Source organism: Stenotrophomonas sp. FW305-C-20-S1, assembly GCF_058783335.1.
In genome coordinates this window covers 1-25,991 of sequence record NZ_JBYTEK010000049.1, presented here as the reverse complement: position 1 = coordinate 25,991, position 25,991 = coordinate 1, and the positions used below count along the sequence as shown (strand labels likewise).

Annotated in this window: 23 protein-coding genes; 14 read left to right on the top strand and 9 right to left on the bottom strand. The window is 60.2% G+C overall.

Going from position 1 to position 25,991, the window contains the following annotated elements; genetic code table 11:
- The first annotated feature begins 125 nt into the window (after positions 1–125).
- The 3 genes from folD to guaA all read left to right on the top strand — a co-directional run bounded on the left by folD (position 126) and on the right by guaA (position 4,438).
- Positions 126–1,004: a bifunctional methylenetetrahydrofolate dehydrogenase/methenyltetrahydrofolate cyclohydrolase FolD gene (gene folD, locus AC3WTC_RS18800; protein WP_492712271.1), complete on the top strand. Its 879-nt coding sequence runs from the start codon at positions 126–128 to the stop codon at positions 1,002–1,004.
- A 302-nt stretch (positions 1,005–1,306) separates the two neighbouring features.
- Entirely contained in the window at positions 1,307–2,764 is a 1,458-nt protein-coding gene (gene guaB, locus AC3WTC_RS18795; RefSeq protein WP_032976170.1) for an IMP dehydrogenase, read from the top strand.
- A 108-nt stretch (positions 2,765–2,872) separates the two neighbouring features.
- The gene (gene guaA / locus AC3WTC_RS18790) at positions 2,873–4,438 is read left to right on the top strand and encodes a glutamine-hydrolyzing GMP synthase (protein ID WP_046982889.1); all 1,566 of its coding nucleotides are present in this window, start codon (positions 2,873–2,875) and stop codon (positions 4,436–4,438) included.
- Between the two features lie 80 nt (positions 4,439–4,518).
- Here the strand turns inward: guaA and AC3WTC_RS18785 are convergent, their stop codons facing one another.
- Positions 4,519–5,409, bottom strand: coding sequence for a LysR family transcriptional regulator (locus AC3WTC_RS18785; RefSeq protein ID WP_258954778.1), 891 nt, complete (start codon positions 5,407–5,409; stop codon positions 4,519–4,521).
- 88 nt (positions 5,410–5,497) lie between these two features.
- Between AC3WTC_RS18785 and AC3WTC_RS18780 the strand changes: the two genes are divergently transcribed.
- The 3 genes from AC3WTC_RS18780 (at position 5,498) to AC3WTC_RS18770 (ending at position 11,462) form a co-directional block, all read left to right on the top strand.
- The gene (locus AC3WTC_RS18780; RefSeq protein ID WP_223485193.1) at positions 5,498–6,307 is read left to right on the top strand and encodes an SDR family oxidoreductase; all 810 of its coding nucleotides are present in this window, start codon (positions 5,498–5,500) and stop codon (positions 6,305–6,307) included.
- Positions 6,308–6,873: 566 nt separating this feature from the next.
- Positions 6,874–7,491, top strand: coding sequence for a hypothetical protein (locus tag AC3WTC_RS18775; protein WP_492712269.1), 618 nt, complete (start codon positions 6,874–6,876; stop codon positions 7,489–7,491).
- A 683-nt stretch (positions 7,492–8,174) separates the two neighbouring features.
- Entirely contained in the window at positions 8,175–11,462 is a 3,288-nt protein-coding gene (locus tag AC3WTC_RS18770; protein ID WP_492712267.1) for a DEAD/DEAH box helicase, read from the top strand.
- 67 nt (positions 11,463–11,529) lie between these two features.
- Here AC3WTC_RS18770 and AC3WTC_RS18765 read toward each other — a convergent pair whose 3' ends face one another.
- Both AC3WTC_RS18765 and AC3WTC_RS18760 read right to left on the bottom strand, forming a co-directional pair.
- Positions 11,530–11,886 (bottom strand): hypothetical protein, encoded by a 357-nt coding sequence (locus AC3WTC_RS18765; RefSeq protein WP_492712266.1) that lies wholly within the window; start codon positions 11,884–11,886, stop codon positions 11,530–11,532.
- 555 nt (positions 11,887–12,441) lie between these two features.
- Positions 12,442–13,365 carry a LysR family transcriptional regulator gene (locus AC3WTC_RS18760; RefSeq protein ID WP_492712265.1) on the bottom strand — a complete coding sequence of 308 codons (924 nt, stop codon included), beginning with the start codon at positions 13,363–13,365 and terminating at the stop codon, positions 12,442–12,444.
- 96 nt (positions 13,366–13,461) lie between these two features.
- Between AC3WTC_RS18760 and AC3WTC_RS18755 the strand changes: the two genes are divergently transcribed.
- The 6 genes from AC3WTC_RS18755 to AC3WTC_RS18730 all read left to right on the top strand — a co-directional run bounded on the left by AC3WTC_RS18755 (position 13,462) and on the right by AC3WTC_RS18730 (position 18,533).
- Positions 13,462–14,301 carry a type 1 glutamine amidotransferase domain-containing protein gene (locus tag AC3WTC_RS18755; protein WP_492712263.1) on the top strand — a complete coding sequence of 280 codons (840 nt, stop codon included), beginning with the start codon at positions 13,462–13,464 and terminating at the stop codon, positions 14,299–14,301.
- A 634-nt stretch (positions 14,302–14,935) separates the two neighbouring features.
- Entirely contained in the window at positions 14,936–15,898 is a 963-nt protein-coding gene (locus tag AC3WTC_RS18750; RefSeq protein ID WP_158684127.1) for a hypothetical protein, read from the top strand.
- A gap of 71 nt (positions 15,899–15,969) precedes the next feature.
- Positions 15,970–16,323, top strand: a complete 354-nt coding sequence (locus AC3WTC_RS18745; RefSeq protein WP_492712261.1) for a hypothetical protein — start codon at positions 15,970–15,972, stop codon at positions 16,321–16,323.
- Complete coding sequence (locus AC3WTC_RS18740) at positions 16,320–16,796, top strand: hypothetical protein (RefSeq protein WP_492712259.1); 477 nt, start codon at positions 16,320–16,322, stop codon at positions 16,794–16,796. Before AC3WTC_RS18745 ends, AC3WTC_RS18740 begins: the two co-directional genes overlap by 4 nt.
- A 434-nt stretch (positions 16,797–17,230) precedes the next feature.
- Positions 17,231–17,968, top strand: a complete 738-nt coding sequence (locus AC3WTC_RS18735; RefSeq protein ID WP_492712258.1) for a hypothetical protein — start codon at positions 17,231–17,233, stop codon at positions 17,966–17,968.
- Between the two features lie 109 nt (positions 17,969–18,077).
- Positions 18,078–18,533: a hypothetical protein gene (locus AC3WTC_RS18730; protein ID WP_492712257.1), complete on the top strand. Its 456-nt coding sequence runs from the start codon at positions 18,078–18,080 to the stop codon at positions 18,531–18,533.
- An 87-nt stretch (positions 18,534–18,620) separates the two neighbouring features.
- Here AC3WTC_RS18730 and AC3WTC_RS18725 read toward each other — a convergent pair whose 3' ends face one another.
- Both AC3WTC_RS18725 and AC3WTC_RS18720 read right to left on the bottom strand, forming a co-directional pair.
- Positions 18,621–21,863 (bottom strand): zeta toxin family protein, encoded by a 3,243-nt coding sequence (locus AC3WTC_RS18725; protein WP_492712255.1) that lies wholly within the window; start codon positions 21,861–21,863, stop codon positions 18,621–18,623.
- Positions 21,827–22,177: a hypothetical protein gene (locus AC3WTC_RS18720; RefSeq protein ID WP_229979644.1), complete on the bottom strand. Its 351-nt coding sequence runs from the start codon at positions 22,175–22,177 to the stop codon at positions 21,827–21,829. The genes AC3WTC_RS18725 and AC3WTC_RS18720 overlap by 37 nt, the downstream gene beginning before the upstream one ends.
- Before the next feature lie 229 nt (positions 22,178–22,406).
- Between AC3WTC_RS18720 and AC3WTC_RS18715 the strand changes: the two genes are divergently transcribed.
- Both AC3WTC_RS18715 and AC3WTC_RS18710 read left to right on the top strand, forming a co-directional pair.
- Positions 22,407–22,886 carry a tetratricopeptide repeat protein gene (locus AC3WTC_RS18715; RefSeq protein ID WP_165780890.1) on the top strand — a complete coding sequence of 160 codons (480 nt, stop codon included), beginning with the start codon at positions 22,407–22,409 and terminating at the stop codon, positions 22,884–22,886.
- A 60-nt stretch (positions 22,887–22,946) separates the two neighbouring features.
- Positions 22,947–23,729 (top strand): 3-hydroxybutyrate dehydrogenase, encoded by a 783-nt coding sequence (locus AC3WTC_RS18710; RefSeq protein ID WP_481463234.1) that lies wholly within the window; start codon positions 22,947–22,949, stop codon positions 23,727–23,729.
- Between the two features lie 205 nt (positions 23,730–23,934).
- Here the strand turns inward: AC3WTC_RS18710 and AC3WTC_RS18705 are convergent, their stop codons facing one another.
- The 4 genes from AC3WTC_RS18705 to AC3WTC_RS18690 form a co-directional block, all read right to left on the bottom strand.
- Positions 23,935–24,474 carry a chemotaxis protein CheW gene (locus tag AC3WTC_RS18705; protein ID WP_492712254.1) on the bottom strand — a complete coding sequence of 180 codons (540 nt, stop codon included), beginning with the start codon at positions 24,472–24,474 and terminating at the stop codon, positions 23,935–23,937.
- Positions 24,475–24,549: 75 nt separating this feature from the next.
- Positions 24,550–25,008 (bottom strand): SRPBCC family protein, encoded by a 459-nt coding sequence (locus AC3WTC_RS18700; protein WP_223482303.1) that lies wholly within the window; start codon positions 25,006–25,008, stop codon positions 24,550–24,552.
- Positions 25,009–25,010: 2 nt separating this feature from the next.
- Positions 25,011–25,325: an ArsR/SmtB family transcription factor gene (locus AC3WTC_RS18695; protein ID WP_100436164.1), complete on the bottom strand. Its 315-nt coding sequence runs from the start codon at positions 25,323–25,325 to the stop codon at positions 25,011–25,013.
- A 9-nt stretch (positions 25,326–25,334) separates the two neighbouring features.
- Positions 25,335–25,790, bottom strand: coding sequence for an SRPBCC family protein (locus AC3WTC_RS18690; RefSeq protein WP_492712252.1), 456 nt, complete (start codon positions 25,788–25,790; stop codon positions 25,335–25,337).
- Positions 25,791–25,991 lie beyond the last annotated feature (201 nt).

Here is a 25,991-nt window from a genome sequence, read left to right as displayed (position 1 = left end):
AACCCCCCCCCCCCAGCTTCGCGTAGAAGTCTCGTGGGCTTGGAGGTGTGTAGAAGAGCCCCGCGGTGGGCGAGGGGGCGTGAATCGGGGACAATAGCGTCCCCGCCGCCCCACGCCCGCACCCGATGACCGACTCCGCCCCCCAGCTTCCTGCCCGCATCCTCGATGGCCGCCGTATCGCCGAGGACCTGCTCGACAGCCTGAAGGTGCGGGTCGATGCCCGTGTCGCCGCCGGTGGCAGCCGCCCGGGCCTGGCCGTGGTGCTGGTGGGGGGCGACCCGGCCTCGACCGTGTACGTGCGCAACAAGCGCCGCGCGGCCGAGAAGGTCGGTATCGAAGCGTATGACTACGACCTGCCGGCCGGCACCACCGAGGCCGAGCTGCTCGACCTGATCGACCAGCTCAACGCCGACCCGAAGATCAACGGCATCCTGATCCAGCTGCCGCTGCCGGGCATCCCCGACGCGCGTCGGCTGATCCAGCGCATCGACCCGCGCAAGGACGTGGACGGCTTCCATCCGGAAAACGTCGGCCACCTGGTCCTGCGCGAGTTCGGCCTGCGCCCGTGCACCCCGCGTGGCATCACCACGCTGCTGGGCCACACCGACCAACCGGTGCGCGGCCGCAATGCCACCATCGTCGGCGTCAGCAACCACGTCGGCCGGCCGATGGGCCTGGAGCTGCTGATTGCCGGCTGCACCGTGACCAGCTGCCACAAGTTCACCCCCAAGGACGTGCTGGAACAGGCCGTGCGCAACGCCGACATCCTGGTGGTGGCGGTGGGCCGGCCGGACATCGTGCCGGGCGAGTGGGTGAAGCCGGGCGCGGTGGTGATCGACGTGGGCATCAACCGCCTGGATGACGGCCGGTTGGTGGGCGATGTCGGGTTCGAAGCCGCAGCGCAGCGGGCGAGCTGGATCACCCCGGTGCCGGGTGGCGTGGGCCCGATGACCGTGGCCACGTTGATGCAGAACACCCTGGAAGCGGCGGAAGCGCTGAGCTGACGACCCGCTCCTGGTGGGTGCCGACCGTTGGTCGGCACAATGCCGGCAGGCCGATGACCCGCTCCTGGTAGGTGCCAACCTTGGTTGGCACACATCCATCGGGGCCATGGCCCCATCTGGGACATCTGTGCCGGACGGATCGTGCCAACCAAGGTTGGCACCTACCAAAGGCGGTATGCCGCCGGACCGGATGGCCGCCTGAACCAACCACCGCCCACGCGACACTGCGTCGCATCTACCCCCTGCCACAGGCCGCGAAAACAGGGTAAAATGTCGCGCTTCCCCACATCTCGGGTATGCCGATGCTGCGCATCCAGGCTGAAGCACTCACTTACGACGACGTCTCGCTCGTCCCCGCTCATTCGACCATCCTGCCCAAGGACGTCAACCTCGAAACGCGGTTGACCCGTGACCTGAAGCTCAAGCTTCCGATCCTGTCCGCCGCCATGGATACCGTCACCGAAGCACGCCTGGCCATCGCCATGGCACAGCTGGGTGGCATGGGCATCATCCACAAGAACCTGAGCGTGGAGCAGCAGGCCGCGGAAGTGGCCAAGGTCAAGAAGTTCGAGGCCGGCGTCATCCGCGACCCGATCACCGTCGGCCCGGAAACCACCATCCGCGACGTGCTGGCCCTGACCCAGGCGCACAACATCTCCGGCGTGCCGGTGGTGGGCAGCGACGGCCTGCTGGCCGGCATCGTGACCCATCGCGACATGCGCTTCGAGACCGAGCTGGACGATCCGGTCCGCCACATCATGACCAAGAAGGATCGCCTGATCACGGTCAAGGAAGGCGCCGCGTCTGATGAAGTGCTGCAGCTGCTGCACCGCAACCGCATCGAAAAGGTGCTGGTGGTCAACGATGATTTCGCCCTGCGTGGCCTGATCACCGTCAAGGACATCCAGAAGAACACCGACTTCCCGAACGCTGCCAAGGACATCGCCACCCGCCTGCTGGTCGGCGCGGCCGTCGGCGTTGGCGGCGATACCGACCGCCGCGTGGAAGCGCTGGTGGCTGCCGGCGTGGACGTGATCGTGGTCGATACCGCGCACGGCCATTCGCAGGGCGTGCTGGACCGCGTCAGCTGGGTCAAGAAGAACTTCCCGAACGTGCAGGTCATCGGTGGCAACATCTGCACCGGTGAAGCCGCGCTGGCGCTGCTGGACAGCGGCGCGGACGCGGTGAAGGTGGGCATCGGCCCGGGCTCGATCTGCACCACCCGCGTGGTGGCAGGCGTGGGCGTGCCGCAGATCACCGCGATCGACCTGGTGGCCGAAGCGCTGCAGGACCGCATCCCGCTGATCGCCGACGGTGGCATCCGCTACTCCGGCGACATTGGCAAGGCGCTGGCCGCTGGTGCGTCCACCATCATGATTGGTGGCCTGCTGGCCGGTACCGAGGAATCGCCGGGCGAAACCGAGCTGTTCCAGGGTCGTTCGTACAAGAGCTACCGCGGCATGGGCTCGCTGGCTGCGATGGAGAAGGGGTCCAAGGACCGCTACTTCCAGGACGCCGCCACCGCCGACAAGCTGGTGCCCGAAGGCATTGAAGGCCGCGTGCCTTACCGCGGCCCGGTGGGCGGCATCATCCACCAGCTGATGGGCGGCCTGCGCGCCACCATGGGCTACGTGGGCTGCGCCACCGTCGAGGACATGCGCAGCAAGCCCAAGTTCGTGAAAATCAGCGGCGCTGGCCAGCGCGAGAGCCACGTCCACGACGTGACGATCACCAAAGAGCCGCCGAACTACCGCTCCTGATGCGGGACGAGCAAAGAGGAACGAGGAAGCTGATTCCCGTTCCTCTTTCTCCATCTGCCGCTGAAAAATCTGACGTTTTCGTTTTCCCTACTGCATTGCCGGGGCGCCATGACCAACATCCATAACGACAAGATCCTCATCCTCGATTTCGGCGCGCAGTACACGCAGCTGATTGCCCGCCGCATCCGCGAGCTGGGCGTCTACTGCGAAATCTGGGCGTGGGACCACAACCCGGCCGAGATTGCCGGCTTTGGCGCCAAGGGCATCATCCTGTCCGGTGGCCCGGAATCGACCACGCTGCCGGGCGCGCCCGCCGCGCCGCAGGAAGTATTCGACAGCGGCCTGCCGATCTTCGGCATCTGCTACGGCATGCAGACCCTGGCCGCGCAGTTGGGTGGTGCCACTGAAGCGGCGGACCAGCGCGAATTCGGCCACGCCGAAGTGAACGTGATCAACCCGGATGCGCTTTTCAAGGGCCTGAGCGACCACGGCGGCGAGCCGAAGCTGAATGTCTGGATGAGCCACGGCGACCACGTCTCCGTAGCGCCGCCGGGCTTCACCATCACCGCCACCACCGACCGCATTCCGGTGGCCGCCATGGCCAACGAAGAAAAGCGCTGGTACGGCGTGCAGTTCCACCCGGAAGTGACCCACACCCTGCAGGGCCAGGCGCTGCTGCGCCGCTTCGTGGTGGACGTGTGCGGCTGCCAGACCCTGTGGACCGCCGCCAACATCATCGACGACCAGATCGCCCGCGTGCGCGAGCAGGTGGGCGATGACGAAGTGATCCTGGGCCTGTCCGGCGGCGTCGATTCGTCGGTTGTGGCCGCGCTGCTGCACAAGGCCATCGGCGAGAAGCTGACCTGTGTGTTCGTGGATACCGGCCTGCTGCGCTGGCAGGAAGGCGACCAGGTGATGGCCATGTTCGCCGAGCACATGGGCGTCAAGGTGGTGCGCGTGAATGCCGCCGACCGTTACTTCAGCGCGCTGGAAGGCGTGAGCGATCCGGAAGCCAAGCGTAAGATCATCGGCAACCTGTTCGTTGAGATATTCGACGAAGAGTCGAACAAGCTGAAGAACGCCAAGTGGCTGGCGCAGGGCACCATCTACCCGGACGTGATCGAGTCGGCCGGCAGCAAGACCGGCAAGGCGCATGTGATCAAGAGCCACCACAATGTGGGTGGCCTGCCGGAGCACATGAAGCTGGGCCTGGTGGAGCCGCTGCGCGAGCTGTTCAAGGACGAAGTGCGCCGCCTGGGTGTTGAGCTTGGCCTGCCGCGCACCATGGTCTACCGCCATCCATTCCCGGGCCCGGGCCTGGGTGTGCGTATCCTGGGCGAAGTGAAGCGCGAATACGCCGAACTGCTGGCCAAGGCTGATGCCATCTTCATTGATGAGCTGCGCAAGGCCGACCTGTACGACAAGACCAGCCAGGCGTTTGCCGTGTTCCTGCCGGTGAAGTCGGTGGGCGTGGTGGGCGACGCGCGGGCTTATGAGTGGGTAATTGCGCTGCGGGCCGTGGAGACGATCGACTTCATGACGGCGCATTGGGCGCATCTGCCGTATGAGTTCCTGGGGACGGTGAGCAACCGGATCATCAATGAGTTGCGGGGGGTGTCGCGGGTTGTCTATGACATCTCGGGGAAGCCGCCGGCGACTATTGAGTGGGAGTGATCCTGCTGGTTGATCGAGGTAAAGGAAAAGAGCGCTTCGGCGCTCTTTTCGTTTCTGGACGCATGCTTTGTCGTCTCGTCTTATCGAGTCGGCACAGGGATGCTGCCGTTCAAGGCTGGAAACCTTGAAAACACGTCAGCCATGAAATCCATGAACACGATAGCCCGCGTGGGAAGCAGCCTATTGGCGACGTAGACCATCTGCACGGGGACAGGGGGAGCCGTATGGTCGCTGAGAATGAACTGCAATCTGCCGCTGTTCAGTCCGTCCTGAAAGAGCCACGCAGGTCCATGTGCCACACCCAGGCCCGCCGCGACCGCTGCACTCACGGCGTCGGGCGAGTTGACCCTGAGCCTGCCGCTGATCGGAATTTCCGCGTCCCGGAATCGCCAGGTCGCCCCGGACGACAGCAAGGTGTAGATGATGCAATCGTGGTCGCGTAGATCATCCGGGGTCTGCGGAACTCCACGTTTGGCTAAGTAGTCCTTGCTGGCGACGAAGACCCGCTCATACCATCCAAGAGGCCGCGCGCGCAGGGCGCTGTCCTCCAGCTGTCCTATGCGGATCGCGAGTTCGGTGCCTTCATTGACCAGGTCTACGTATCGATCGTTGAGTTGGAGATCCAGGTTCAATTGAGGGTAGCGCTCCAGAAAGGCCGGCACATGCGGCAGCACAAACGCATGTGCGAGAGCTGTCGGACAGGCTACGCGCAAGAGCCCTGATGGGTCGACGTTGCTCCTGAAGGACGATTCGGATTCATCCACCGCATCCAGGATGCGCCGGATGTCCGCGTAGTAGCGTTCGCCCTCCGGCGTCAAGGACAACTTCCGCGTAGACCGGTGGAGCAAGCGCGTCTGCAGATGATCCTCCAGAGCTGCTACATAGCGGCTCACATTGGGCTGCCCCAACCCTAGATCCCGCCCTGCTGCCGAAAAGCTCCCGGTTTCCACAGCACGCGCAAAGCATGTCATCAAAAGAAATCGGTCCACGGCGCCACCTCTATTCATGCCTGATCTGCATGAATTATATGCGAGCAGACAGTCTTATCTGCTGTGAGGCATGAGCGCATATTTCTCCATGTCGACCACGGTGGTCGTCATTCACCGGAGAATTCAAATGGCGCGCTTGCAAGGTAAACGTACTCTCATCACTGGCGGCACCAGTGGCATTGGGCTGGAAACGGCAAAGCAGTTCCTGGCGGAGGGCGCTCGCGTGATCGTAACGGGCGTCAACCCCGATTCGATTGCAAGGGCCCAGGCCGAACTGGGCCCGGAAGTGCCGGTGCTGCGCGCCGACTCGGCCAGCGTTGCTGCACAAAAGGAGCTGGCACAAGCCATCAAGGAACACTACGGCCAACTCGACGTTGCCTTCCTCAATGCCGGCGTATCCATCTGGCGGCCCATTGAGGAATGGACGGAAGACATGTTCGACCGCATTTTCGACATCAACGTCAAAGGGCCGTACTTCCTGATGCAGGCGCTTTTGCCGGTCTTCGCAAATCCTGCTTCCGTCGTGTTGACCACTTCCGTCAGCGCGCATGCAGGCGCAGATCGCTCGTCGGTGTATGCCGCAACGAAGGCCGCATTGCTGAACATGTCGAAGACGCTCTCGACCGAATTGCTGGGCCGTGGCATCCGTGTCAACGCAGTGAGCCCTGGCCCCGTCGAGACTCCGCTTTACGACAAGGCCGGTATTCCGGAAGCTTATCGCGAGCAGGTTAACAAAGCGATCGCGGCAACCATTCCGCTTGGCCGCTTCGGTACCTCCGACGAGGTGGCCAAAGCAGTCCTGTATCTGGCATCGGACGAGTCGCGCTGGACGGTCGGCTCTGAAATCGTACTTGACGGCGGCCGCCTGTTGAACGGCTAAGCGCGCGGGATCATGGGTTCAAGAGGGGGAGGGGAGGGCAGGCGATTTCGAAGGTCTTAGTGAAGTGAGGACAGGAGGAAGACCGCTGCGCTTGTCTGCGCTATCCTAGAAGGTGATTGACGATGGTGTTGCCAGAGTCGTCGCCCTGCAAATCTCTCCATCTTCCGCACCAGACAAATCTCTTGTCGGATGACGGTAAAAGCGACGGTAAGGGCCCATGTCGATCATCGCAAATCCCTTTAACCACGCGGGCTTGCGAGATCTGTTGATGATTGAGTGGGAATGAGTTGAAAGAACGAGGGCGCCGAAAGGCGCCCTTGTTCGTTGTAGGGGTGAACAATCAGGTAATGCTCACTGCGTTTTTCTTTGGGGGAGGGGGCGTCGACTAAGTGCTGAATGTGACGACTCCGGACGCGGCCTGTTCCGCGACTTTAACCTCGTAGCCTGGCGGTAGGCCACGGCGTAGCCGTTGTGAATCTGTATGCTCTTACGGGCATGCAACACTGAGTACGGCTGGGCGCCATCGTTTGGCCTCTTTCAAGCTCTTAATGATAATGAGTAGGGAAATGAGAGATATTCTTGAGAAATCATTTCAAGAAGCAGCGCGCGCGGCAGACGACGCAGTCAATGCTGCGATGCTGAAGTACGCCAATGGGCTGGTCACGGATGAGGATGACATCACCGGGGCGCTGATCGGTCGGTTAGATGCAGCTTTTGACCGTCAAATTGGGGGTGTAACTTGGTCTGCATCGATTCTGAGGCATCGCAGGGGTGTCGCAGCACAAGAGAAAAGAGCCGGTGCGGATATGCTTCTCCATGTTTCGATCGATACACCTGATCTCACTTACTCCAAGGGCGTTCTGATTCAATCTAAGAGAATCGACGAAGGCGATTCAATGACAATGATCGGTCATAGGGAGTTGATGGACCAGTGCAACAGAATGCTGGCCATCAGCCCAGCTTCCTTTGTATTTAATTACACGAAGTCAGGAATGCGCTGTGCCTCTGCAACGAAGATTGCTGGTACGAGCGGCCGAGTACTAAATGATGCCTGCAATCTGACCTCCTATCGGTTCTTCTTGGAGTTGTTTAGGTGTACGACGGGAGATCGCAGCATCAATTCGGCTAGGTTTGATGATCTTCAGATACCCCAGGGGATAGCCATCAAAGGAAGCTTGGGGTGAGCGTGTTTCGTCCCATCTGCTCAATAATTTCGGACGAACTTGCGAGTGCATTTACCAGTTCGCTGGACTTAATGAACGCTTTTTTGACATCTCACGACGGTTCCAATGGAGGCTGGTAGGCACAAGGCCCATGTCCGAGTAAAGCAGGAGAGTTGCTGACGCCAGCTGCAAGCTGCCGCAGCGGTGATAGCGATATTGCGTTGCTGTTGCAGCGCAAACGTCGCTGCGCTTGCCTTGCCGGCCCGTAGCAGGTGCCAGTTATGCGACTGGCGCGTCCCGCAGTTGATATCTAACGCCCAGCTCAGTCGACCGATTCGGCCTCGCACAGTTCGGCGACCCAACGTTGCTTCCGGCAATCAATGCATCGCGTTATTGTTTCAATCCGGGCATGCGCTTGCGGATCTACTAAAACTTGAATCCGAGGCTGGTCGTGGTAGTGTCCTTCCTAGCGAAATTCAAGCCCTGCCGCTCGATGCGGTGGCATGGTCGCTGTCAGCGGCTTTGCGTCGACTTGTTCGCGCTACGGTGTGCATCATAAGATCCAGAGATGAGAGGGTTCCGGCGCGCACAAGGTTTTTGCTGGGGCTTAATCATCTGAATTTTTCGCTGACGCGACAGAAATCTAGATGTGCTGAGATGTCGCTATTTCCAATCTGAGCGGTCAGCTTTCCAGGAGGGGATAAATGATTGCGATGGATGCGATTGTGGATGCGGTGAGTGTGACCATTCCTGCTGTCACTGTGATCACGAAGGAGGCGTGGTTCGAGAAAGTAGTGATGGCACGAAATAAATTTTCAATTGAGGCAGATGTCTACGTTTGCGCTCAACGAAGCGATAAAGTCACGTCAGTCAGGCTTGAGCATGGGGAATTTTCTGTTGTTGTCTGTCTAGTTAGGGAATATAGATCTTCGGGGGCATTGCATGAGATTCATGCCCCAGGCGCTGTGATCATAGGCCGTGAACTAATCCTTGGAGATGATGCGGAGTGGATGTCCCATCCTGCGCTAATCGAAGTCGAAGGAATCTCATACGCTAGGGCCGTGATTCTTAGTTGGCGGGATAGCCTGAGGCTTCGAAAGGAAGCTGTAAACGACGTCGGTGAGGTGACTGAGCGGGGCTTTCGGCTTCCTCAGCTAGGCGCATTGCATGCAATTGCAGCGCATTGGAGCGTAAAGGCCTCGCACGCGAAGGTAGTGCTACCTACTGGAACAGGGAAGACAGATGTCATGATTGCCGCATCTCTGATGAAACCGGCGAATAGGACGTTACTTCTGGTTCCCAGTGATGCGCTGAGATCACAGGTTTCATCGAGATTCTCCAATCTGGGCATCCTGAGATTAATAGATGCAATACCTGACTCCGTTTTGAATCCCGTGGTGGCAAGAGTTACAAAGACACCGTCGTCTCTTTGTGACCTTTCAATTCTGCATTCTGCTAATGTTGTGGTGTCGACTACGCAGATGCTGCTTGGCGCTTCCGATGATGATCTCCGAGAGTTTCTCTCATGGTTTGACCTTGCTCTCTTCGATGAGGCGCACCATCTGCCCTCCGCGTCATGGACTCGGATCTCTAAGCTGTTTGGGAGTGACACTCGGATAGTATCAGTCACCGCCACGCCTTACAGAAATGACCGGCGTAGAGTGCCTGGAGAGATGATCTATCAATTTCCACTTAGAATGGCTCAGCAATTGGGGTACTTTACGAGCATGTCAGTCGTAAAGGTCGATGAACGTGATCCTGATTCTGCAGACGCCGCAATTGCGGTTGCGGCTGTGGATGCACTTAGGCGGGATGAAGTGCAACGGGGGTTCAGGCATTTGATAATGGCGCGAGCCCGTACGAGAGAGCATGCGGAGGCTCTTTTCTCGCTCTACTCCAGTCGCTACTCAGAACTAGAGCCGGTGCTTCTTCACTACAGAATAGGTGCTGCAGATCGGAAGCGTGCGATTGAAGGAATAACTGATCTAAGGCACCGGGTGATAGTCTGCGTTGATATGCTCGGGGAGGGGATTGACATACCATCCCTGAAAATTGCCGCGCTTCATGATTCTCACAAGAGTCTTCCGGTGACGCTCCAGTTCATTGGTCGCTTTACTCGGTCGTCGAGCTCGGCTGGTGGCGCAACAGTTGTGGTTAATATCGCAGACCCGATGGTAGATTCGGCCGTGGCTGAATTATTCGCGGAGGATGCAGATTGGAATGAAATAGTCCCCGAACTCAGCGCAAAGGCTGTAGGGGGGGAGGAGGCTTCTGCGGCGTTTATCGCAATGATGCAATCCTTGGTAAATCCAGAGGAAAAGAAGTTTGATCTGAGTCTGATATCTGCTAAGGCGAATGTAACGTTCTATACGGCTCAGCGGTTTGATGTGGGGAGAGTGGAAAGCGCATTGCCAAAAACTTCCCGACTTCACCAGAGTTGGTTGAGTGAAGATCGTACTCTGATGGTTATGATTACCCAGGATCTAAAATATCCGGGTTGGTCAAGCTCGCGGGATGCGATGAGCTTTGATTGGAACCTGACAATCATTGCTTTCAATGAAGATAGCCATTTGATCTCCATGAATACTACGTACGGTGCATCAAGGTCTTCAAATATCGCCCGCGCGGTTGGCGGCTCGGACTCGGCTTTGATAAGTGGCGAGAGAATGTTTAGGGTCTTCGATGGTCTACATCGATCAGTCCTATATAATGTTGGGCTTTACAGAAGAGGGCAGCTCCGCTTTCAAATGCTGGCCGGAAAGGACATCGGTGAGCACGTGTCGACCGCGATACAGGCAGGTAGCACAAAATCCAATCTATTCGCTATCGGTTACGAAGAAGGTTCTAAGGTGAACATCGGTGCCTCTTTCAAGGGCCGTGTGTGGTCCATGGGGTCGCTTTCCATTGAGGAGTGGAAATCGTGGTGTTTCGGTGTTGCCAGGAAGATAAGAGACGAGTCCATTGCAACCGACAGCTTCTTGCGATTTACCTTAATTCCTCGCGAAATAACTGTCGCACCTGATACGCCGGTATTTGCTTGCATTCTGCCTGATGAGCTTCTCGTTGACCTGAACGATTCTGGTCGACGCATATCTGTTGATGGTTGCTCGGAGGCGTACAATCAGCTGGACCTTTCATTTGGCCGGGTGATGAGGTCCGATTCTGAGATTCGAGTGGAAGTTTTTCTGGGTCAAGATCATGTGTCGGAGGTTGGGCTCCAGTGGGGTTCATCATTCTGTGTATTACATCGATCGGGAGCTCGCTTCTTTATTTCGTCTGATGGGGATGTTGTTCCATTGGAAGAGTTTCTTACCGCTCATCCGCCAGCCTTGCTTCTTCGAGATGGATCAGAGGTGTTAGGGAAGTATCACTTCAAATATCCAGAACATTTGCCCTACACCTTCAGTCCCGAAAGCATACTTTCGCTTGACTGGACGGGTGTTCCAATAACGAACGAATCAAAGTGGAAGAACGGCGAGCTGCGTTCCACTTCAGTGCAAGGGCATATGATCTCGTTGCTAATCGGGCAAGCCAACACGATCGTCTTCGATGATGATGATACAGGCGAGGCGGCTGACATCATCGTCATTACGGAGAACCAAGAAGGACTCGAGGTCGAGCTCGCCCTCTATCACTGTAAGTATGCTTCTGGACGAGAGCCGGGCGCGAGGGTCAAGGATCTCTACGAAGTTTGTGGTCAAGCGGTCAAAAGTTCGCGCTTGCTACAACGTCCGGAAATGCTGTTGAATCACATGATACGTCGTGAACGTCGACTCGGTGGTCGGCGGACGCGATTCGAAAAAGGTGCTATGTCAGACCTGTATTCCATTCTTCGTAAGCTCTCCAAGTACCGTATTAAGATGAGCATATGTGTGGTTCAACCTGGGCTTGCGGCATCTGCGCTTACACCGGAGCTCTCTAGCATACTGGCTTCAGCCGATGGTTTTATCTTCGAGTTCACGGGTCGAAGACTCAGGGTGTACGGGAGCTAGGGTGGGTAAGTGGAGTTCGGCATGTGAGTACTTAATGAGGGGTCAGGTATCGGCGTGGCCGGAGTCGTCACTCCGGCCTGATTTCCCGACAAGCCCACTCAGCCAGTCCCCGGCAAGCCAAGAACAGGCCATCAACAGTCCCCTCATCCAGATGCCGCTCTGGTTCCGCTGCCACCCGGCAGCGGTCTGCCGCGTGCAGCACCTCCAGCACCGTCAGCAACCCCACCAGCGCGCGCTCGGTTCTTGCTAGGCTCACGCGGCGGCCGGGTGACACATCGTTCTCCGGCCAAGGCAGCCCATCAGCCCCCTCGCATCCGCGCATGCGCTTGAGAATGCCCAAGAAGGTGCTCAGGTCCGGCAGGGGAGTGTCGTCGTTGATGGGCTCGACAGCGGCGTACGAGGAGAAGGTGTCGGAATCGTTCATGGCGTCGGTTTCCTTGGCTGTGCTTAACAGCGCCACCGCGTAGGCGGGGTGGCGGACGGTGCGTGGCTGCAAACCGGGACGAAGTAGTGCCATGACCGGTGGGCCAGAAGGCCCCCACGCACCGCCCGCCATAAAGGCCGACGGATTGCCCGCCGGCGCCGGTTAAGGACGGCGCCGACGGGCAAGCGTAAACAACAGGCACATCGAACGTCACGGGTTTGCAGACCCGTTGCCACCCGTTGTCGGTGGCGCGCCATGGTGTTTACGCGGTCGCTTCGAATGCAAATTGAAATTCGCGAAGAAATCGCGGGATTCGAGAGCGGAGATCTATTCTTGCATGCACCCTTCGTGCAGCACGCGACGCCACGAGACGCATTTGCGCAGCCGCTATGTTGATTGCGAATCAGAGTGGCGTAATCGCCCATGACGCAAGGGGATAACGCGACGGCGTTCTTTGCAATAGTTCTTAGTCTGCATCGGGTGGCAGCGGCGCCCGATCAGCCGCACACTCCAAAAATCGGTTCAAACCCGACACCGCAAGAAGGCATCGCATCCTTAGCCGACGCCGTACTCAGCCACCGACGTATTCTCCACCAGCAACTCAATCATCGCCCGCGCCGCCGCAGACTGCCGCCGATGCGGCGCATAGATCACCGAGAACGGGCGCGATCTCCCGCGCAGCTGCGGCAGCACTTCCACCAGCTGCCCACGTTGCAACCGCTCGCGCACGATGAACTCATAGCTCTGGCAGATGCCGATGCCCTGTTCGGCCAGCGACACCACGCCCAGCACATCGTCGGAGGTCTCGATGGACGAACGCGGCAGCCAGTCCACGTCGCGCCCGCCGTCGCGGAAGATCCACGGCGCCAGCCGCCCGGTGCGCGGCATAACAAACGGCAGGCACAGGTGCTGCTGCAGATCGTCCAACGTCTGCGGCGTGCCGCGGCGCTGCAGGTAGTCCGGCGCGGCCACCAGCAGCAGCCGGGCGTCTTCCAGCTTTCGCGCCACCAGCCCGCTGTCCGGCAGCTGGCCCAGGCGGATGGCCAGGTCGAAGCCTTCGGCCACCAGGTCCACGTTGCGGTTGGTGATGTTCAGTTCCACCTGCACCTGCGGGTACTGCTGCGCAAAGCGCGCCAGCACGCGCGGCAGCCGGTAGTGGCCATAGGTGGTGGGCACGCTCAGGCGCACGCGGCCGGCCAGCGCACCGTCCTGGGCCAGTACGTCGCGCTCGGCGTCGTCCAGCAGGCCGAAGGCGGTGCGCACCTGTTCCCGATAGAGCCGCCCGGCGTCGGTCAGGCCCACGCGGCGGGTCGTCCGCTGCAGCAGCTGGCGGCCCAGCCGCGCCTCCAGACGGGTGACCGCGCGGCTCAGCACCGAGGGCGTGGTGGACAGCGCCACCGCGCCGGCCGTGAACGAGCCGTGCTCGACCACCGCCAGGAACACCTCCACATCGCCCAGGTAGTCGAACTTGCGGCTCATTTGGCTCTCCCGGGAACAGATGTTTTGCGGTGGGGCCAATTTATCGCCGCTGCAGCGATGAATAAAGTGGCGGCCATTCCCCGATAGGAGCTCCCCATGAACCTGATGACCCGGCTGGCCGCAGCGCTGGCCCTGACCCTGGCCGCCACCGGCGCGCATGCTGCCAACGTGCTGGTGGTGCTGTCCGACGAAAACCACCTGGACCTGAAGGACGGCAAGGCGCTGTCCACCGGCTTCTATCTCAACGAGCTGATGCAGCCGGTCAAGCTGCTGCTGGACGCGGGCCACGCGGTGACCTTCGCCACGCCGCAGGGGCGGGCGCCGACGGTGGATGTGTCCTCGGTGACGCCAGCGTACTTCGGCAACGATGCGGCGCAGTTGAAGGTGCACAAGGACCTGCTCGAAAAGCTGGCGCTGACCTCGCCGACGGCATCGCCTGTGGTCAGCCTGGCGCGCGTCGAGCAGCAGGGTTACGCGCGTTTCGATGCGGTCTACATTCCCGGTGGCCACGCGCCGATGCAGGACCTGCTGAAGAGCCCGGCGCTGGGCCGCTTGCTGGCCGACTTCCACCAGCGCAGCAAGACCACCGCGCTGGTCTGCCACGGGCCGATCGCGCTGCTGTCCACGCTGCCGGATGCGGCGGGTTTTGTGGCGAAGCTGGACGCGGGTGCGATGCCGGCTACGCCGAAGTGGATCTACAGCGGCTACCAGATGACGGTGATCAGCAACCAGGAAGAAGAGCAGGCCAAGCCGCTGCTGGGCGGTGGTGAGATGAAGTTCTACCCGCAGACCGCGTTGCAGCGGGCGGGTGCGAAGTTCAGCAGCAACGCCACGCCGTGGACGGGGCATGTGGTGGTGGACCGCGAGCTGATTACCGGGCAGAACCCGGCTTCGGCGCTGGAGGTGGGGCAGCGGTTGGTGGAGCGGTTGAAGTAGATATCGACGGTCGAATCAGGTAGACGGGAATTGCCCATACTGCGCATGGCAGGCACCGCAGGGTCTCCTGCGGCAGGGGCGTCGCGGCGCTTTGGTGACGCAATTGGCTCGCTTGGCTGATGGGGCGGTAGAGCAGTTGAGTGTAGGCATCTGGATGTTCTTGTTCCTAACCCATATTTTGAGGGTATTTCATCCTAGAGTCGGGAGGCATCGGGCGATTTGGCTCGTCAAGGTGACGATGATGGTCCGGGACGGCTGGCCGTACTTTACAGTGGCAGTATATAGGGGGGCTTTTGGCGCCGAGCATGTGGCGAAAACGCTGAATGCTTCGGTCGAAGAAATTCGCATCATTAATACGCCTGCTTCGGAGGAAGGCGGAGCGGCTTCGCCTTCACCCAGCGTAGTGGAGGACATCTCAACGCCGAGCAACTCTGGACTATTACCGCGTGCGGCATCTTTTGGCTCATTGGCTTGATAGTGATGCTGCCAACGCTTGTCCCTCATGCTGCTTAGCATTGTGGCCGGCTGACATCTGGAATCGGAATCCCCTGGCGCTTGACGTTCATGAATCACTCCGACGACTATCGGAGGTCAAGGATGTATTGGCTTTGCCGTCTCTACCGAGGGCTCCATCGTGATTGATGCTGACAGTTCAGGGGTTGGTTACCTAAAGTTGTATGGCGAGGCGGTACCCACAGGGGTAATTTCGGCCTCTGCTGCGGGAAATGTGCTGCTGGGTCTCGACGATTGCATTAAATATTTCTGCAGGAGGCAGGCTCCTGGCTTGGCCGCAGTTGACTACGAGATCCCCGTAAAGACTGCTGAAGGTTCCTGGATCGTCTGGATTCAAGAGCACGGGATGCTTGTGGCTTCCGGGGTAGTCACCATAGGTGCAGGGGCCTATGTAAAGAAGGCTGCTGAGAAGATGGCGGAAAAGGACTTCAAGGACATCGGTCTTTCAGATGTGGTGCGAAAGTCTCTAGATGCGTTCAAGAAGCTGATTGATGTGCTCAAGCACACCAAGGGAAATCGTGAGTGGGCAAGTGACCTTCACTGGCCCGGAGCGGGGGTTGTCGGAATTAAGAATGAATCCGGCGAGATCATCTATGTCCCGATTGAATACCTAAAGTGGTACATGGAAATACCATCGACGATGCTGAAGCGAATTTCATCAACGGTTCGGGAGGGGCGCTCCTTGGAAATTGGCGTTAGGAGTGGCGACGGCGGCAGTTTTGAAGCGACCACGATCACCGTTGCAGAGAAGTCATTCTTCGGCCACCAGCCGGCAGCCAATGACGATGGAGATTTGCTGTTTCCAGAGTTGGAACATGGCGATGAAGTGCGCCTGGAAGGGAGGCTTACGCGAGGCAATGAGAACGCAAACTCATTGGGGCTTGAGTATCACGGGCATGTGTTGAATTGTGTTCCGGGTGTTGGGAATATAAAGCAATACAAGCCCGCGCTCTTTCTTCATTGCGTTGTCGAGGGGACAGTGTCACGCCTCTACAAGCAATCTCACGTCGCAGAGCGACGGCCGACCATCATCGTCTCTGACATTACGCCGCTTGAGTCAGACGACCAACTTACTCTCCTGTAGTTCAGTAGAGAAGATGGAAGCCAATCTGGCACGTCTAGAACGTGTCCTGCGCACAAGCAGAGGGGATTTCAATGAGCAAACGCATTGATGACGCAGTTGACCTTTTGCACGCCATTTTTGTGGCTCACAAAGCAGCTCCATGCAATAGCTCTAGTGATGTTCGCCGGATTCGAATCCGAGCGGTTAAGGATGTTGCTGAGGCCCGCGGTGTCACTCATCAAGACATTGCGGACGTATACATCCGCAGGCTGACTCCTTACGTCAAGCAAACCAGGCACTTCGATGTGCTGGTCAGTCAATGGATAAAAGGAGACTCCATAGAGCTAAAGGCTGCGCTAGAGAAAAGCTGTTTGGATCGCGGTGACTCTAGACGAGTTGAAACATTTTTTGCAGTCAATCATCTGCCATTAGGAGATGAGGTATGACTGCGTTCTTGGCAATCTGGGGTGCATTGCTGTCCTCACTCATGGCCGGATTTGAAGTGTTCCGCTTCATCAATCGCGCCCGGCTCCGAGCAATGGTTCAAGATGGATTTCTGATTTTTACGCCAGGGCAACGAAATGATGGCGTATTGCATCTTAGTTTTACCGTCAAGAACATTGGTAGTCAGGCAACAACACTGGAGAGTGTTGGGGTATATGGCTTCACTCGGATGCCTTGGAAATGGCGAAGACCCTTTCGCAGGTTTGAACGGACCAAAGCTGCAGTCCTCACCGTTGAACCGATTCCATTTGTTCTACAGCCTGGACACAAGTGGAGTGCTCACCTGCCACAACAGCTAGTTCAAGAGGCATTTGCGGTATGTGACCGTGTGTCGTTCGTCATCAATCACAGCATGGCGAGAACAGAAATTCTTTTGCCGCATGTCTTTAAGCACAAGCAGGGCGATGATGACTAAAGCAGAACGCCCTGGCCATCTTGACGGATGACCGGGGTGAGCTACTTTGAAGGGAAGGTTCGTGGGTGAGCGAAACCCAAGGACGAGCTAAGGCAGGAATCAGCTACCGAGGCCAGGCGGTGGCCTCATGGTGGGGTTCACCTCCGTTTTCCCGGACATCTACAAGAAGGCCGAAAGAAGGCCGATTCAGGCCTTGAGGAGTATTCATGTCAGTACGTAGGAAGTTCAGTGCCATCAAGCGAGGCCACAATCCAAGGATGCGGCAATGGGTCGTCAGGCAGGATCAGAGGGTTGCCGCTCTTCTAGAACCGTCCGTGATACCGGGGTAGAGCCCAGTAAGCGCGTTCTGCATCGCATGCAGTGCCGTGGCACCATGACGCACTGGCTTCCTCCTTCTGGGCGAGGCCGGTTTCTGGGAAGCCCTTCAATACGACATGCGAACGTCCATCCTCTTCATTCTCTCCGCCCTGTGCCTGGTTCTGCAGTCTGGCTGCGCCAGTGGGCCGGACTACCACCATTCCAATCGCGAGATTACCGGCGCGTTCGTGGCCGACGACGGCAAGCTGTATCTGCTACCTGTCTATGACGAGCCGATGCGCTTTGATGCGGTACCGTTCCGTGATTACCGCGCGCTGATGGACAGCCCGCTGCGCGAGGCCGTGGTCTGCGCGCAGATGTACATCCGTGAAGACTGGCGTGTTCCGGCTGACCGCACCAAGGTGCATGGCAGCTACGCGCTGCTGCTGCGGCCCGAGCAGGTGACACCGGAGCAAGCTGCCCAGTTCAAGCTGGAGCGGTTGGAGATCAGCCCGCGGGTGGCCAAGGCCATCGACGAGTTGACGCGCCGGCCATACATTCTTGAAGCCCGGACCCGCTATGAACTGGCGGCCAACCCGGACTGCAATCTTTCCAGGAAGGGCGGCAGCTATTACAGCGCGCTGTTCGAGGGGGATGGCGAGCGGGTGCAATTGCCGGACGCTGCTGCGCTGGCCGCAAAGGCGAAGCTGCCGCAGTCGATTACTGCACGGGCTGAGCGGATCCAGCCGGAGGATACAGACAAGCCGGGGGTTGGGACGGCCGCCGGGAAGGTGTTGGGGGCTGCGTTGGTGCCGGTGGCGGTTCCGGTGTTTGTGTTGAGCCTGCCGTTCCTGGGGCCGGATCATTGGAAGTGATGGGGCGTTGAGGGAGCGCCATCCAGGCGTGGCGTGGATCTACCCGGGCATCGCCAATGCCTGAACGTTCATCTTGGAGATCTGTGTGCCAAGCACACTGGAGACTGTTTTGAAGACCGTAGGCTTGATTGTCCTTGCGGTGCTTCCGTTGTTGACCATCTGGTTCATCCAGCGGCGAAGGACCCAGAGCGCCCGTTCCGCGTTGGAATCTGGGCTGCGCTTGAACCCGCCTCGGCGGATTTCCGGTACGTCCATGACCTTGGTGATGGTTAATGGGAAAGAGGATCGAGAGCACTACTTCTTTGATACAGATACCTTCTATCTGCATCGGGGCCCAATGCCCACGACGGTTCCGCTCACGCAGATCACCTCCGTCACCCGAACCTCCGATGTCATCTACGAGCGTTATGTCTGGCAGGTGTGCTTCAGCAAAGCAGCGGGCAGAAAGAGCGTAACGTTCACCAACAACCTGACGCTGTTCAACCGCGACTTCCTGCTCTTCCTGGAGGCGGTGCGGAAAGCCAATCCGCTAGCGACGGTCGATCAAGCGGGCCTGCGCTTCTAATCGCGCGGCGACATCAGCGGCGCCGATTGGTAACAGAGGGGCTAGGTGGATGGTTGTCGTAGATGATTTCGCACGTGTCTCACCCACTCAACCCATGCTGGCGGCGCGGATCTGGATATCCTGCTGCACGCGCTGATCTTCCAGCTGCTGCTCAAGTTGGTTGGCAATGGCGCGCTGCTGCGCCTCGCGGCTGACCGCGTCGAACTGCTGCATGGATTCTTCAACCGAGGTCTGTGCGGCCAGCTCGGTGGGCATTGCGGCGCGCTGGTGTGCGGGGTCGCTGGGCTCGCCCTGGACCACAAACAGGGTGTGACCGGTGGGCTTGTCTGCTGTGGCGTTGCTCAGCAGCACGTGGTCGACACGGTCCAGGTCGTTGTCTTTGGCCAGCACCAGCAGGCTGGCGGTCATGCGCTCGCTGGCTTCGTCGAAGGTGCGGCCGTGCTTGGCGTCCAACCTTGCCACGCCTTCTCGTACCTGTTGGTAGAGGGCGTGATCGGGATGCTCGGGCTGGGTCGGCAGCAGGGGAGCGGGCGGTGCTTCAGGCTGTTGAAAGGCCATTGCGCTGGACGGCGGGGTGGGCTGCACGTCCGTTGGCGATGGCGTGTAAGGACGCTCGTGCTCCGAGACCTTGGGCGCGGCGTCTGTTGCCGGCGGGGGCGCAGCCGGCTCGACTGCGGCGCGGTTAGCTGGAATTTCTGACTCGGGCTGGATCGGCGCCGGCTTTGCGTCGTTTTCGTGGAGGCGAGCAGTCACTGGCGCGGCGTCGGCCACTTCGGTCTGGTTCGCTGGGGCCAGGGAGTGGGCGTGAGTCGCAACTGGATCCTGCGCGGGAGCGTGGCGCTCAACACCGGAAGCAGGCAGCGCACTCGCCTCGGGCTGGGCGCGAGATTGCTCAGCCGCGGGAATGGAGGGTGATGGCGCGGGCGCAGACGGCGTCTGCTGCGCAGGAGAGTCTGCATCCGTGCGCACTTTCTGCTCGCTCGAATCTTCCTGCGTTGGGGGCGCTTTAGCTGCAGTTGGCTCGGGTCGTGGCCCTTCCGGGCGCGCCGGTTCCTGTGCCGGCTCGGCAAGAACCGACGGCGTCGGTGCTGCAGGCGCGGGAGTGCGGTGCTCCTGCACCAGGGGTGGTGCGCTGGGCGCCGGCGCAGCTCGCTCCTCGGCGTGCGCATCGACTACTGCCTGCGGCGTCAGGCGCTCATCGGCGTGTTCGCCGCGCACCTCGGCTACCGCTGCGGCGGCCAGTTGCTGCGCCTGGGGAGCCGCGACGCCCAGCCGGTTCGCTTCCTGCGTGGCCTGATCGTAGGCATCGCGCTCGTTTGCGGTCAGGGCTTCAATACGTCGCTCATGGGAGCCGGGTGTGGGAGCCTCCTGCTGCTGGATCGCCCGGATCTGCGGATAGGTGCCATTCAACTCGTCGCGGATGTTGCCCTCGGCCAGCGAATCGTAGATCCAACCGTCATGCAGCCATTCGCCATCGTGCTGGCGCTGATAGGTGCGCCCATCGGATGCCAGAACGTGATCGGGATGGTTCCGGGCGAAGACCACCTCCTCCGGAATCTCGCCGTACTGGGACCAGCCTTGCGTGGTGTATACCTGCTCGTACTGCTTGGCGAAGGCGGCTGAACTCCGGGCGGCGTTGAAGGCCATGATGCCTTGAGCGGTCTCATCGAGATGGGCCGCCTTGGCGGCATCGGCTACTTCCACCGTCGTGTTCTTGATGCCGTGCTCAAGGACTTGATGGACGACCTCACGTCGCCATTCGCCGGTTTCCGGACTGCGCTCCCAGGAGCGCGGCAGTGCGCTGGGTGTGTCGGTGGCGTCGCCGGCAATGCTGAAAGGATTTATCGGTTGATCAGGCTCCCGCATCCGCAGGCCAACGGCCAAGCTTGAGGCTTGGTAGTTCAGTTGCTGGGTCAATTCGGCATCGGCCGTCAGCAGCGTAGCCGGGCCGTAGATCGGGCGATCGGCCAAGGTGCCGACAGTGCCTATGATTTCCCGCTCGCTGTGCGTCCAGCCCTTCTCAGGATGCGCGGGATCAAACGTCCAGACTCTGCCGGAGCCGTCGCCCTGGTTGTTGATCTTGTACTTCTCGACCCATTCGACAACTTCGCTGGCACCCCACGCACCCAGTCCGGCACCGATAATGCCGGTGACAATCGCGCCGGGGCCGGACTCGATGCCCAGCAGCGTGCCCGCCTTGGCGCCCAGCGCTGCCCCGGTCCAGCCGCCGACACTGCGCGCACCGAAGTCCAATATCGCAGCTTCCGCGCCTGTGCGGTTGTCGCGCGCGTACAGGTCGGCAATCTTTGTCCCTTCCGTGGCTGCTTCAACGACAGTTGCTGCGGCACCGCCGATGATGGCGCCTCGCACCATGTTTGGACGGACGCGGATTGTGTGGTCAATGGTTTGCGTTTCGCGGATGTTGGACGCATTGGCTTCAACAACCTTGAGTGCCGTGCGCTCATCGAAAACGGCTGCCGCTGTTGGCGGACTGACTTTGTCGTTGTGGGGCAGGGTGTTCGCAAGTTCGGCGTGCCAGCGCCCTTGTGCTCGCCAGCCATCGCGCAATGATTGGGTGATTCGAGGTTCTTTCAGTCGAGCTTCGCGTTCGGCTTCCAGTGCTGCGCCCGGTAGGCGGGTGTCGCTATGGCTGTCGTAGACCTGGGCGCCTTCGCGTCCGTAGAGCCGAATCTGGATGCCGGTCTCGGCCTGAACCTTGTCCAGATTGCCGGGCAAGGCTTGGTAGACGTGTTTGCGTACGTCTTCGGGGACGTAGCGGCCGAAGCCTTCATCGTCGAGCATCGCGGCGAAACGTTCATCGACACCAAGCTCACTTTCCAGCCTATGCGCTACAACTCCCCGAACCTCAACTTCATAACCTCTCGCCTGCAGTTCCCTAATCAGGGAAACGGCGCTGTCTCCATTTCCCAGCGTGGTATCGAGAATGAGGTTCTTGCGGCCATCGATTGCTGCTGAGCGTAGTTCCTTGGCCCACTGACTGGCGTCATCGTGAGTGTGGCCCGCCCAAGTGTATGGGTACTTTTCGCGCAGGCTCTGAACGGGCTCATACTGATCACGTAGCCTGTCGGGATCAATAGTGATGACATCGTCGAGCAGCTCTTGACGAACCTGACGCGCCAGGCTGCCTTTGCCAGCGCCAGGCTGCCCGGCAAGTATGACTGCGTTGGGAGTTTCAAATGAGGTTCGTCCATCCAGACCACTCTGAGGGATGATCTTTTCCCTTAGAATCTTCTGGTGAATTTCTGACGGAAGGCGACTATCGGCGGAAGTTATCAGGTTCCCCGGAAGTTGACCTGAAAGTACTCCCACAAATCATCTAGCTCAGCCATGCCAATGTTGCTGGACGCAGCGAACGACATCAGTCGTTCCTTCTCATGAGCCTGGGCTATCTGCTCTGGGTTGCCTGATCTCTCCGCGGCCGCAATATCATTGCGAGCTTCCATGATGAACGTTCCCAGCCTCCCCTCCAAAGCAGCGATCGCGCTATCGAATGGCATGAGAGGAACTTTGCGCGATCGTTCAACCGATCGATTCAGTACTTCCTGCAGTCGTTCGATATGTTCCGGATAGTCCTTGAGCATTTCCCGGAGTTTGGCTGGAACGGGCGGAGAAGAAAGGGTCAAGATTGTCACCTTTTGGGCAGATCCACGTAGATTCGAGAATATCCCCACATGCCTTGTTGGGTCCAATGCTATTTGCGACAACGGATAGGCAAGTGGATTGTGCCGAGTTGGCCCACGAGTCAGATCATTCCGTCGCCATTCCTCGTGGGCTGGAGGAATGTACGGCATGGTGCATGCGTAATCCCAGCGGGGTGAACGGATGCCCGCAAACAGAAAGGAAACCTGTGCCATGACTGACATGCCAACCCAGCTGACGACGGACTTCGATGCGGTGCTCGATCGTGGTGACATTGCCGGGGCACGGCGGCTGCTCGCTCCTCCTCTTGCGCTTGGGTGTGCCGAAGCATTGTTCCTCTCTTCTTCGATGCTTGCAGGTGAGGACGACGCACATGCCGAAGCTGACAGCTTCGCGAACCTCAATCAGGCCGCAGAGAAAGGGTATATCCCGGCGATCTACGCGGTGGGGCTGTGCCTGCTGACGGGTGACCGCGTTGAGCAGGACGTCTCGCAGGCGGCGGCGTACTTTGAGCGGGCATCTGATGCCGGCTATCCCCCGGCCATGTACGAATTCGGCCTGGCGCTGTTCCATGGCAACGGTGTTGCCAAGGATGTGCCACGTGCGGTGTCCCTGATCCGCGCCTCGGCGCAGGCTGGGGATGAGTACGCCAGGGAGTTTCTGCTGGCGCATTCATTGGACGTGGGCGCGTAGCAGGTGGGGAGGCGGCCGGTGAAGCTACACTGGCTGCCTATGTCCGATGGAAGCTCGCCCATGTTCAATGGAAAAGTCGCGGTAGTTACCGGCTCCACCAGCGGGATCGGTCTTGGCATTGCCACTGCGCTGGCGCGGCAAGGCGCCGACATCGTGTTGAATGGATTTGGCGATGCGCAGGAGATCGAACGCATCCGCTCCGGCCTGGAAGCCGAGTTCGGTGTACGGGTGGCGCATGATGGCGCCGACCTTTCCCGTGGTGAGGCGGTGCGGGGCATGATTGCCCGCGCCGTTGCGACAATGGGGCGTATCGACATCCTGGTGAACAATGCGGGCATCCAGCACACCGCGTCGATCGAGGAGTTTCCCGTAGCGAAGTGGGATGCAATCCTCGCACTGAATCTCTCGGCGGTCTTCCACTCAACGGCGGCGGCCTTGCCTTACATGAAGGGGCAGGGAGCCGGTCGCATCATCAACATTGCATCGGTGCATGGGCTGGTTGGGTCGGTGAACAAGTCGGCCTATGTGGCGGCGAAGCACGGCGTGGTGGGGTTCACCAAGGTAACGGCGTTGGAGAACGCGGGTACCGGCATCACCGCCAACGCGATCTGCCCGGGGTGGGTGCGAACGGCGCTGGTCGAGCAGCAGATCACCGCTTTGGCGGAGCGGGAGGGAACGGATCAGGAGGCCGCCGCTCGCGCGCTGCTGGCCGAGAAACAGCCCTCGTTGCAGTTCGTGACGCCTGAGCAGCTGGGGGAAATGGTGGTGTTCCTGGCCTCGGATGCTGCGGCTCAGATCACGGGCACGGCGCTGCCGGTGGATGGGGGCTGGACGGCGCGCTAGCTGGCCGGCTGCCCGCCGGGCATGGCCCGGCGCTACCGGGAGATCGGTGCGGGGTCCGGTGTTACCGGGAGATCGGTGCGGGGTCCGGTGTTACCGGGAGATCGGTGTGGACCCGGTGTTATCGGGAGATTGGTGTGGGTCCGGTGTTACCGGGAGGTCGGTGTGGGGTCCGGTGTTATCGGGAGGTCGGTGCGGTGGTTCGGTGTTATCGAAGGCGGGTGGGATCGATCATGGGGACCTCGCCTAACGCATCCAACGTGACGCGATGGCTGCAGAACCCGAACGGGATATCCGAGGCGGGCCACACCTTGTCGCTTGGCACGCTTTCGATCTCCCGCACCTCGTCGACGGCCAGAGCGAGGGTTTCCGCGCCCGCCTGCATCAGCAGCATGGCCGGGCAGCCATGAGCGAACCCGGTCAAGCCGATGGCCTGGCGAAGGTCGACCACCGGCAGTGCGTGGCCGCGCACGGTGAGGTGCGGGCGCGCGCCACTGCCGGGGCGATCAAAGGTTTCCGGGCCACGGATTTCAATCGCGGCTTCGACATCGATGGCAAACAGGTGGGTACCGGCCCGCACAACAACAACTTCAATGAAGGCTGGCGACGACGGGGCCGGTTCACCGGCCGAAGGGGAAGAGGGCTGCAAGAGGAACCTGTGGAAGGGTATTGAAACTGCAACGCAATGATGCCGTGTTGACGTGACGTAACGCGTACTTTGCGGATGAGCGGCCAGCACGCGTTGCATGCGTCGTTCAGCGGGATCAAGGCGCCTTCACGGGTTGGCTTGGGCCGTGGGCGGATTGCCAGCCATGGTCTGGCACTACTGGGGTTTGGCGAATACGTCCAGGCCTTTGCCGGTTTCCAGCAACGATTTCAGGCTCGACAGCACGATCGGCCAGCCTTGGCGGATGCCGGTATCCATGCCGCTGCCCGGTTCCAGCTCGTCATGGGTCACTGTCAGCTTGACCATGTCCTCATACGGCACGATCTCGAACGTCACCCGGCTATAGGCCTTCGGGTTGTCCGCCTGCGAGGCGGCGGCCCAGGTGATCACCAGCCGCGAGGGTGGGGTGTTTTCCACCACTTCGCCGACCAGTTCGACCGTGCGCTCGTCGTTAGCGCGCACGTGCTGCCAGCGCGAGCCGGGCTTCCAGTCCGATACGTTTTCGTGCCCCCAGTAGGTGCGGGCAATCTCCGGCCGGGTGATGGCCTCGAACACCTTCTGCGGCGTGGAGGCGATATAGATCACGTGGATGAAACGGGTGGATTCAGCGCTCATCGTCATTCTCCTTCCAGTTCCTGTTTGAGGTCATGCAGCAGGCTCAGGCGCTGCTGCTCGAACTTGCTTACCCAGCGCGTATAGACATCGTGCAGCGGCACCGGGTTGATGAAGTGCAGCTTCTCGCGGCCACGTCTGACGGTGCTGATCAGGTTGGCGTCTTCCAGCAGGCCCAGGTGCTGGGTAACCGATTGCCGGGCCATCTGCAGGTGCTCGCAGAGCTGCCCCAAGGTCTGTCCGTTGCGTTCGCACAGCAGGTCCAGCAGCGTGCGGCGCGTGGGATCGGCCAGTGCCTTGAACACCTTGTCTGCATCCATGGGGTGCCTTCAGTTCCAGTTGTCGATCTTGACGTCGTGCGGGCTGGGCTGACCGCGCCCGGTTTCCAGCAGGGATTTCAGGCTCATCAGGAAGATGGCCCACTTGGTGCTGCAGTGGTGCATGAACTCCACGCGCTCCTTCCAGCCTTCATGGCTGAACAGCACGATGCAGTAGTCGCCGTCCTGGTGCAGGGCGAAACGCGCGGTGGTGCCGATCCATTCCGGTGGGCCGTCGATGAATTCCCAGAGCACCCGCTCGCTTGGCTGCAGCTGCAGCAGCTTCATCTGCATGGCGCCGATTTCCTGGCCGTTGGCGGTGAAGCGGGCGGTGACGGTGCCGCCGGGGTGGCGGTCGCCGGTGGTGTCCTCGGCCCACCAGGCGGCGATGCCTTCGGGGGTGGCCAGGGCCTGGTAGACCTGGGCCGATGGGGCGTTGATGCTGACTCTGTGTGCGATATCCACCATGACTGCGGCTCCACGGTGGGCGGCGGGGTGCCGTCCGTGGGATCACAATAGGCAGGCAAATGCCTGCATGTCAACTCCGCCGCCGTGGTGCCTTGGCCGGTGGATGCGGCGCCATGGATTTTCGCCGTGGTAGTGGGGGGGGGGGGGGGGGGGGGGGGGGGGGGGGGGGGGGGGGGGGGGGGGGGGGGGGGGGGGGGGGGG